The following is a 7,513-nucleotide window of genomic DNA, read 5'->3' as shown; positions in this document are numbered from 1 at the left end:
TTGTCCGGGGGTGTGCGTCAGGGCGGCCGGGGGCGGCCCGGAGCGGGCCGCCGCCTGCGGCGGACAGAAGAGAACTAGACGCGACGACGCTTGGGCGGGCGGCAACCGTTGTGCGCCTGCGGGGTGACGTCGTTGATCGAACCGACCTCGAGGCCGGCGGCCTGGAGCGAACGGATCGCGGTCTCGCGACCCGAGCCCGGGCCCTTGACGAAGACGTCGACCTTCTTCATCCCGTGCTCCTGCGCCTGACGGGCGGCCGACTCGGCGGCGAGCTGCGCGGCGAACGGGGTCGACTTGCGCGAACCCTTGAAGCCGACGCCACCCGACGACGCCCAGCTGATGACCGCACCGGTGGTGTCGGTGATCGAGACGATCGTGTTGTTGAACGTGCTCTTGATGTGGGCCTGGCCCACAGCGATGTTCTTCTTTTCCTTCTTGCGCGGCTTGCGAACGGCCGACTTGGGTGCTGCCATTTCTACTCCTTCAGTCCTTTACCCGGCCTAGCGAGCCTTCTTCTTACCGGCGACGGTCCGCTTCGGACCCTTGCGGGTACGTGCGTTCGTCTTGGTGCGCTGGCCGCGGACCGGAAGGCCCTTGCGGTGGCGGATTCCCTCGTAGCTGCCGATCTCGACCTTGCGGCGGATGTCGGCGGCGACCTCGCGGCGGAGGTCGCCCTCCACCTTGAAGTTCCCCTCGATGTAGTCGCGCAGGGCGACGAGCTGCTCGTCGGTCAGATCCTTGACGCGGATGTCGCCCGAGATCCCGGTCTCGGCGAGAGTCTGCAGCGCGCGGGTGCGCCCGACGCCGTAGATGTAGGTGAGTGCGACCTCGACGCGCTTCTCGCGCGGGATGTCGACGCCTGCTAGACGTGCCATGTGTGGCTTCTCCTGTGTGAGTGGAGGTCTTCAGCGGTCCCGGTGCCCCGGCCTCCTCCGGGGGTGTCCCCCGCGTCCACCGGAGCGGACGCGGGTTCTGGGATCACCATGTGTGTTCAGTTGTGGTCGGAGCGATCAGCCCTGGCGCTGCTTGTGGCGCGGGTTCTCGCAGATGACCATCACGCGGCCGTTGCGACGGATGACCTTGCACTTGTCGCAGATGCGCTTGACGGAGGGGTTGACCTTCATGAGTTGATTACCTTTGTTCGCTGTCCTCGTACCTCGCCAGGGGCTACCCGGTGGCGAGGCCGTTACTTACAGCAGACCTTTACTTGTAGCGGTAGACGATCCGGCCGCGGGTCAGATCGTAGGGGCTCAGCTCCACGATCACGCGGTCCTCGGGGAGGATGCGGATGTAGTGCTGGCGCATCTTGCCGGAGATGTGGGCAAGAACCTTGTGACCGTTGGTCAGCTCCACGCGGAACATCGCGTTGGGGAGCGCCTCGATCACCGATCCTTCGATCTCGATGACACCGTCTTTTTTGGCCATAGCCTCACTGTCGCTAGTCGTTGGGGTTTGCTGGTCGTGCGTACTGTGGCGAAGGCACGCGTAGAACGTGCCTAAGACACCAAGGGTCTATCTTATGCGAAGCAGCACCATTTCGCCAATCCGCGTGTATCATGTGCCGCCGCCCTGAGCGAACAGCCCTGTTTCACGCGAGCGGAGCGGGCGTGATGCCGAAGGGTGCGAGCCCGGCCGCGCCGCCGTCCTCGGCGGTGAGCACCCAGATGCCGTCCTTGTGCACGGCGACGCTGTGCTCCCAGTGCGCGGCCGCCGAGCCGTCCTCCGTCGCGACGGTCCAGCCGTCGTCCTTGACGTACGTCTCCTGGTCGCCGAGCACGACCATCGGCTCGATCGCGACCACGAGTCCCGGCTTCACCTCGGGCCCGCGTGCACGCACGCGGTAGTTGAAGACGGGCGGCTCCTCGTGCATCTTCCGGCCGATGCCGTGGCCGATGTAGTCGGTGAGGATGCCGTAGTCGCCCTGCGACATGATGTAGTCCTCGATCGCCTCCCCCACCTCGTTGAGGTGGCGCGCGGTCGCCAGCCGGGCGATGCCCCGCCACAGCGACTGCTCGGTGACGTCGTTCAGCCGCTGACGCTCGGCCACGACCTCCGGCCGGGCCGGGTCCGGCAGCACGAAGGTGCGGGCGGCGTCACCGTTCCAGCCCTGGCCGTCGGCTCCGCGCACGATGGCGCCCGAGTCGATCGACACGATGTCGCCGGGCTGGAGGATGCGGGCACCGGGGATGCCGTGCACGACCTCGTCGTTCACGGACGCGCAGACCGTGTGGTGGTAGCCCGGCTCGAGCTGGAAGTTGGAGGAGCCTCCCGCCGCCTCGATCGCCCGCTCGGCGAGCGCGTCGAGTTCGAGCGTGGAGACTCCGGCGGCGATCGCGGACGCGACCGCATCGAGGGAGGCGGCGGTGGCCCGCCCCGGCGCGACCATCGCGCGCAGCTGGGCGGGCGTCTTGTAGATCGAGCGCCCGAACGCCATCAGCGGAGGACCGTCACTACGCGACGGACTCGCCGGCGGCGGCCCGCGGCGCGATGCCGCGCTCCGCGAGAGCGCCACGGATGCGCTCGCCGACCTCGTCGATCTCGCCGAGACCGTCGACCTCCACGAGGAGGCCGCGCTTCCGGAACACCTCGATCAGGGGCGACGTCTCGCGGAGGTACACCTCCTGGCGGTGGCGGATCGCCTCCTCGGAGTCGTCGGCGCGGCCCTGCTCTTGCGCCCGCTTCGTCAGCCGGGCGACGAGCTCGTCCTGATCGGCGACGAGCTGGATCACCGCGTCGAGCTTCTGCCCCTTCGAGCCGAGCAGCTCGTCGAGGTAGTCCACCTGCGCGAGCGTGCGCGGGTACCCGTCGAGCAGGAAGCCGTCCTTCGCGTCGTCCTCGTCCAGCCGGTCGGCGACCAGCTGGTTGGTGAGGCTGTCCGGAACGTAGTCGCCTGCGTCGACGATGGCCTTGACCTGCACACCGAGCGGCGTCTCGTTCTTGATGTTCGCGCGGAAGATGTCGCCCGTCGAGATGTCGGGGATCCCGTACACGGAGGTGATGCGGGAGGCCTGAGTGCCCTTGCCCGCTCCGGGAGGTCCGACGATCAGCAAACGGGTCAACGCAAGAGCCCTTCGTAGTGTCGCTGCTGGAGTTGCGAGTCGATCTGCTTGACCGTCTCGAGTCCCACACCGACGATGATCAGGATGGACGTGCCGCCGAACATGAAGTTCTGACTGGCGCCGATCAGCGCGAACGCGACCAGCGGGATGAGCGCGATGATGCCGAGGTAGAACGAGCCGGGCAGCGTCACGCGCGTCAGCACATAGTCCAGGTACTCGGCGGTCGGGCGGCCGGCGCGGATGCCGGGGATGAAGCCGCCGTACTTCTTCATGTTGTCGGCCACCTCCTCGGGGTTGAAGGTGATCGCCACGTAGAAGTACGTGAAGCCCACGATCAGGAGGAAGTAGAGCAGCATGTAGAGCGGGTGGTCGCCCTTGGTCAGATAGTTCGTGATCCACGTCACCCAGGGCGCGGGCGCCTTGCCGGCGGCCGGCTGGTTGAACTGTGCGATCAGCGCCGGCAGATACAGCAGCGACGAGGCGAAGATCACCGGGACGACGCCCGCCATGTTCACCTTGATCGGGATGTACGTGTTGTTGCCGCCATAGGTGCGGCGTCCGACCATCCGTTTTGCGTACTGCACGGGGATGCGCCGCTGCGATTGCTCGACGAACACCACCCCGGCGACGATCAGGAGTCCGATCGCGATCACGACCAACAGGATCTCGATGCCCTGCGACTGGCCGACCGCCCACAGCGAGGACGGGAACTGCGCCGCGATCGAGGTGAAGATCAGGAGCGACATGCCGTTGCCGATGCCGCGCTCGGTCACCAGCTCGCCCATCCACATGATGAGGCCGGTGCCGGCGGTCATCGTGACGACCATCAGCATGATCGCGTACCACGAGTCGTCCGTGATGAGCTGCGTGCACTGCGAGACCGCCGTCGTACCGAAGAGGGCGCCGGAGCGGGCCACGGTGATGAGGGTCGTCGACTGGAGGACGCCCAGGGCGATCGTGAGGTAGCGCGTGTACTGCGTGAGCTTGGCCTGGCCGGCCTGGCCCTCCTTGTAGAGGGTCTCGAAGCGCGGGATGACCACGCGCAGCAGCTGCACGATGATCGACGCGGTGATGTACGGCATGATGCCGAGCGCGAAGATCGAGAGTTTGAGGAGGGCACCACCTGAGAAGAGGTTGACCAGCGAGTAGAGGCCGGAGGTGTCCTGGTTGGCGTTCAGGCAGGTCTGAACGTTGCCGAAGTCGACGAACGGCGCCGGGATGAACGACCCGAGCCGGAAGAGGGCGATGATGCCCAGGGTGAAGCCGATCTTGCGGCGAAGGTCCGGGGTGCGGAAGATCCGCGCGACGGCGCTGAACAAAGTGCGTCCTGCTTTCCTATGAGAGTTCAGTCGGGTGGCCGGAAAGCCCGGCCACCCGACTGGACCGCCTGAGGGCGGCTACTTGACGGAGCCGCCGGCGGCGACGATCTTCTGCTCGGCAGAGCCGGAGACCTTGTCGACCGCAACGTTCAGCTTAACCGCAATGTCACCGTTGCCGAGAACCTTCACCTTCTCGTTCTTGCGCACTGCACCCTTGGCGACCAGGTCGGCGACGGTCACGTCGCCGCCGGCCGGGTACAGCTCAGCGAGCTTCTCCAGGTTCACGACCTGGTACTCGACCCGGAACGGGTTCTTGAAGCCGCGGAGCTTCGGAGTCCGCATGTGGAACGGCAGCTGGCCACCCTGGAAGCCCGGGCGCACCGAGTAGCGCGCCTTGGTTCCCTTGGTACCGCGGCCGGCGGTCTTGCCCTTCGAACCCTCACCGCGTCCGACGCGGGTCTTGTCCTTCTTGGCACCGGCGGCCGGGCGGAGGTGGTGGACCTTGAGGACCTGCTCGCGGGGCTCCGCGACGTCCTTCTTGGCCGAGGCCTTCTTCGCCGGAGCGGCGACGGTCTCGTCCGTGCTGCCGGCAGCGGCCTTGTCGGCGGCCTTGGTGGTCGCCTTCTTGGCCGGAGCCTTCTTCTCGGCGGTCGCCTTGTCGGTCGCCGGCTTCTCAGCAGCGGCCTTGGTGGTCGCGGCCTTCTTCGCCGGGGTCTTCTTCTCGGCCGCCGGCTTCTCGGCAGCCTCAGTGGTCGGCTTGTCGTCAGCCATTAGTCGATCTCCTCAACCTTCACCAGGTGAGCGACGGTGTTGACGTACCCGCGGTTCTGCGAGTTGTCCTCGCGGACGACGACGTCACCGATGCGCTTCAGTCCCAGACTGCGCAGCGTGTCGCGCTGGTACTGCTTCTCGCTCACTTTCGACTTGATCTGCGTGATCTTCAGACGCGCAGCCATCAGGCACCTGCCTTCGCGGTAGCGGCGGCCTCAGCCGCACGGGCCTCGAGCTGCAGCAGCTTCTCGGGCGCGACACGGTCGTAGTCCAGGCCACGGCGGGCGGCGACGGCGCGGGGCTCCTCGAGCTGCTGCAGCGCCTCCACCGTCGCGTGGACGATGTTGATCGTGTTCGACGAGCCGAGCGACTTGCTCAGGACGTCGTGGATGCCGGCGCACTCCAGGACGGCGCGCACCGGGCCACCGGCGATGACACCGGTACCGGCGGCGGCCGGACGGAGGAGGACGACACCGGCGGCCGCCTCACCCTGCACCGGGTGCGGGATGGTGTTGCCGACGCGGGGGACGCGGAAGAAGTTCTTCTTCGCCTCCTCGACGCCCTTCGAGATGGCCAGCGGGACCTCGCGGGCCTTGCCGTAGCCGACGCCCACCAGACCGTTGCCGTCACCGACGACCACGAGAGCGGTGAAGCTGAAGCGACGGCCGCCCTTGACGACCTTCGAGACGCGGTTGATGGTCACGACGCGCTCCAGGAACTGGCTCTTGTCCTGGTCGCGGCTGCCACGGTCGCGGTTGGGGTTGCGCTCACGGCCGCCACGGCGCGGCTCGCGCTCGCGCTGCGTGTTGTCGGTCGACGCAGCGGTCTCCACCGGCTGCTCGGCCACTGCCTGATCGGCCACGGTCTGCTCCTTGTTGTTGTCGCTCACAGGTTCAGTCCACCCTCTCGAGCTCCTTCGGCGACAGCGGCGACGCGACCCGCGTACTTGCTGCCACCACGGTCGAAGACGACCGCTTCGATGCCGGCGCTCTTCGCGCGCTCGGCCACCAGCTCACCGACGCGGCGGGCCTTTGCGGTCTTGTCGCCGTCGAACGAGCGGAGGTCCGCCTCCATGGTCGACGCCGATGCGAGGGTGTGCCCCTGCGCGTCGTCCACGACCTGCACGAAGACGTGACGGGCCGAACGGGTGACGACCAGGCGCGGACGGGACGCGGTGCCCGCGAGCTTCTTGCGAAGGCGGGTGTGACGGCGGTCGCGAGCGGCCGCCTTGCTCTTTCCTCTGGTACCCAGAGCCATGATTACTTACCAGCCTTTCCGGCCTTGCGACGGACGACCTCGCCGGCGTAGCGCACGCCCTTGCCCTTGTACGGCTCGGGCTTGCGGATCTTGCGGATGTTCGCGGCGACCTCGCCCACAGCCTGCTTGTCGATGCCGGTCACGGTGAGCTTGTTGTTGCCCTCGACCGTGAACGTGATGCCGGCCGGCGGCTCGACGGTGACCGGGTGCGAGAAGCCGAGCGCGAACTCGACCGCGGAACCCTTCTGGGCGACGCGGTAACCGGTGCCGACGATCTCCAGGCCCTTCGAGTAGCCCTGGGTGACGCCGATGATGTTGTTGTTGATCAGCGTGCGGGTCAGGCCGTGCAGCGAACGCGACTCGCGCTCGTCGTCCGGACGGGTCACCAGGACCTGGCCGTCCTCCAGCTTGACCTCGATCGGGTTGGCGACGGTGAGGCTGAGCTCACCCTTCGGGCCCTTCACGGTGACGGCCTGGCCGTCGATGGTCACATCCACGCCCGCGGGGACGTCGATGGGAAGTCTTCCAATACGCGACATGTCGGGTTACCACACGTAGGCGAGGACTTCCCCACCCACGCCCTTCTTCTCAGCCTCGCGGTCCGTGAGCAGACCGGAGGAGGTGGACAGGATGGCGACGCCGAGCCCGCCGAGCACCTTGGGGAGCTCGGTCGACTTCGCGTAGACGCGAAGACCGGGCTTCGAGACGCGCTTGATGCCGGCGATGGAACGCTCGCGGTTCGGGCCGAACTTGAGGTTCAGCGTGAGCGTCTTCCCGACCCGGGCGTCGGCGACATCCCAGCCGGAGATGTAGCCCTCGTTGGTGAGGATCTCGGCGATGTGCGCCTTCAGCTTCGAGTGCGGCATCGACACGGTGTCGTGGTGCGCCGAGTTCGCGTTGCGCAGTCTGGTCAGCATGTCTGCGACCGGATCTGTCATTGTCATTGCGGTTTTCCTTCGTTCACCAGGTTTCGTTCAGCCGGTCCACGACTGACGACCTGTGGTGGAGGCGGGGGGGCCGGGCGCGCCCGCCCCCGGGGGGGGGGGCGTGGGGGCGGCGGGGGGGCGCGGGGGGGGGGCCCGCCGGGGGGTGACGCCCGCCCCCCCC

13 protein-coding genes are annotated in these 7,513 nt (G+C 67.4%); all 13 read right to left on the bottom strand.

From position 1 onward, the window contains the following. Positions 1-74: 74 nt before the first annotated feature. The gene (rpsK, locus tag ACR9ZG_RS17065; protein WP_055821293.1) at positions 75-473 is read right to left on the bottom strand and encodes a 30S ribosomal protein S11; all 399 of its coding nucleotides are present in this window, start codon (positions 471-473) and stop codon (positions 75-77) included. Between the two features lie 27 nt (positions 474-500). Continuing rightward, entirely contained in the window at positions 501-875 is a 375-nt protein-coding gene (gene rpsM, locus ACR9ZG_RS17060; RefSeq protein ID WP_481286039.1) for a 30S ribosomal protein S13, read from the bottom strand. A 135-nt stretch (positions 876-1,010) separates the two neighbouring features. Continuing rightward, the gene (gene rpmJ, locus ACR9ZG_RS17055; protein ID WP_018191946.1) at positions 1,011-1,124 is read right to left on the bottom strand and encodes a 50S ribosomal protein L36; all 114 of its coding nucleotides are present in this window, start codon (positions 1,122-1,124) and stop codon (positions 1,011-1,013) included. Positions 1,125-1,203: 79 nt separating this feature from the next. Next, the gene (infA, locus tag ACR9ZG_RS17050; RefSeq protein WP_011186713.1) at positions 1,204-1,425 is read right to left on the bottom strand and encodes a translation initiation factor IF-1; all 222 of its coding nucleotides are present in this window, start codon (positions 1,423-1,425) and stop codon (positions 1,204-1,206) included. 163 nt (positions 1,426-1,588) lie between these two features. After that, a complete protein-coding gene (map, locus tag ACR9ZG_RS17045) occupies positions 1,589-2,434 on the bottom strand; it encodes a type I methionyl aminopeptidase (RefSeq protein WP_481286038.1) in 846 nt (281 codons plus the stop codon). Between the two features lie 16 nt (positions 2,435-2,450). After that, on the bottom strand, positions 2,451-3,059 hold the full coding sequence (locus ACR9ZG_RS17040) for an adenylate kinase (protein ID WP_481286037.1): 609 nt from the start codon (positions 3,057-3,059) through the stop codon (positions 2,451-2,453). After that, positions 3,056-4,378: a preprotein translocase subunit SecY gene (gene secY / locus ACR9ZG_RS17035; protein WP_481286036.1), complete on the bottom strand. Its 1,323-nt coding sequence runs from the start codon at positions 4,376-4,378 to the stop codon at positions 3,056-3,058. Before secY ends, ACR9ZG_RS17040 begins: the two co-directional genes overlap by 4 nt. A 78-nt stretch (positions 4,379-4,456) precedes the next feature. After that, positions 4,457-5,149 (bottom strand): 50S ribosomal protein L15, encoded by a 693-nt coding sequence (gene rplO / locus ACR9ZG_RS17030; protein ID WP_481286035.1) that lies wholly within the window; start codon positions 5,147-5,149, stop codon positions 4,457-4,459. Next, complete coding sequence (rpmD, locus tag ACR9ZG_RS17025; protein ID WP_271175700.1) at positions 5,149-5,334, bottom strand: 50S ribosomal protein L30; 186 nt, start codon at positions 5,332-5,334, stop codon at positions 5,149-5,151. Before rpmD ends, rplO begins: the two co-directional genes overlap by 1 nt. Further along, entirely contained in the window at positions 5,334-6,038 is a 705-nt protein-coding gene (gene rpsE, locus ACR9ZG_RS17020; RefSeq protein WP_481286034.1) for a 30S ribosomal protein S5, read from the bottom strand. Before rpsE ends, rpmD begins: the two co-directional genes overlap by 1 nt. Next, positions 6,035-6,406 (bottom strand): 50S ribosomal protein L18, encoded by a 372-nt coding sequence (gene rplR, locus ACR9ZG_RS17015; RefSeq protein ID WP_481286033.1) that lies wholly within the window; start codon positions 6,404-6,406, stop codon positions 6,035-6,037. The genes rpsE and rplR overlap by 4 nt, the downstream gene beginning before the upstream one ends. 2 nt (positions 6,407-6,408) lie before the next feature. Continuing rightward, complete coding sequence (rplF, locus tag ACR9ZG_RS17010; protein WP_481286032.1) at positions 6,409-6,945, bottom strand: 50S ribosomal protein L6; 537 nt, start codon at positions 6,943-6,945, stop codon at positions 6,409-6,411. Positions 6,946-6,951: 6 nt separating this feature from the next. Next, positions 6,952-7,350 carry a 30S ribosomal protein S8 gene (gene rpsH, locus ACR9ZG_RS17005; RefSeq protein ID WP_481286031.1) on the bottom strand — a complete coding sequence of 133 codons (399 nt, stop codon included), beginning with the start codon at positions 7,348-7,350 and terminating at the stop codon, positions 6,952-6,954. Positions 7,351-7,513: the final 163 nt, after the last annotated feature.

It is taken from the genome of Leifsonia sp. KNZ12-8B, assembly GCF_056755495.1.
Note: the sequence above shows the minus strand (reverse complement) of the source record. Positions and strands in the feature narration are given on the sequence as shown.

Bases quoted from the DNA above. Each gene is read 5' to 3' on its own strand.
- map (WP_481286038.1), bottom strand. From the start codon at position 2,434: ATGGCGTTCGGGCGCTCGATCTACAAGACGCCCGCCCAGCTGCGCGCG.
- rplF (WP_481286032.1), bottom strand. From the start codon at position 6,945: ATGTCGCGTATTGGAAGACTTCCCATCGACGTCCCCGCGGGCGTGGAT.
- rplO (WP_481286035.1), bottom strand. From the start codon at position 5,149: ATGGCTGACGACAAGCCGACCACTGAGGCTGCCGAGAAGCCGGCGGCC.
- rpmJ (WP_018191946.1), bottom strand. From the start codon at position 1,124: ATGAAGGTCAACCCCTCCGTCAAGCGCATCTGCGACAAGTGCAAGGTC.
- rpsM (WP_481286039.1), bottom strand. From the start codon at position 875: ATGGCACGTCTAGCAGGCGTCGACATCCCGCGCGAGAAGCGCGTCGAG.
- rpsH (WP_481286031.1), bottom strand. From the start codon at position 7,350: ATGACAATGACAGATCCGGTCGCAGACATGCTGACCAGACTGCGCAAC.
- rplR (WP_481286033.1), bottom strand. From the start codon at position 6,406: ATGGCTCTGGGTACCAGAGGAAAGAGCAAGGCGGCCGCTCGCGACCGC.
- rpsK (WP_055821293.1), bottom strand. From the start codon at position 473: ATGGCAGCACCCAAGTCGGCCGTTCGCAAGCCGCGCAAGAAGGAAAAG.
- rpmD (WP_271175700.1), bottom strand. From the start codon at position 5,334: ATGGCTGCGCGTCTGAAGATCACGCAGATCAAGTCGAAAGTGAGCGAG.
- infA (WP_011186713.1), bottom strand. From the start codon at position 1,425: ATGGCCAAAAAAGACGGTGTCATCGAGATCGAAGGATCGGTGATCGAG.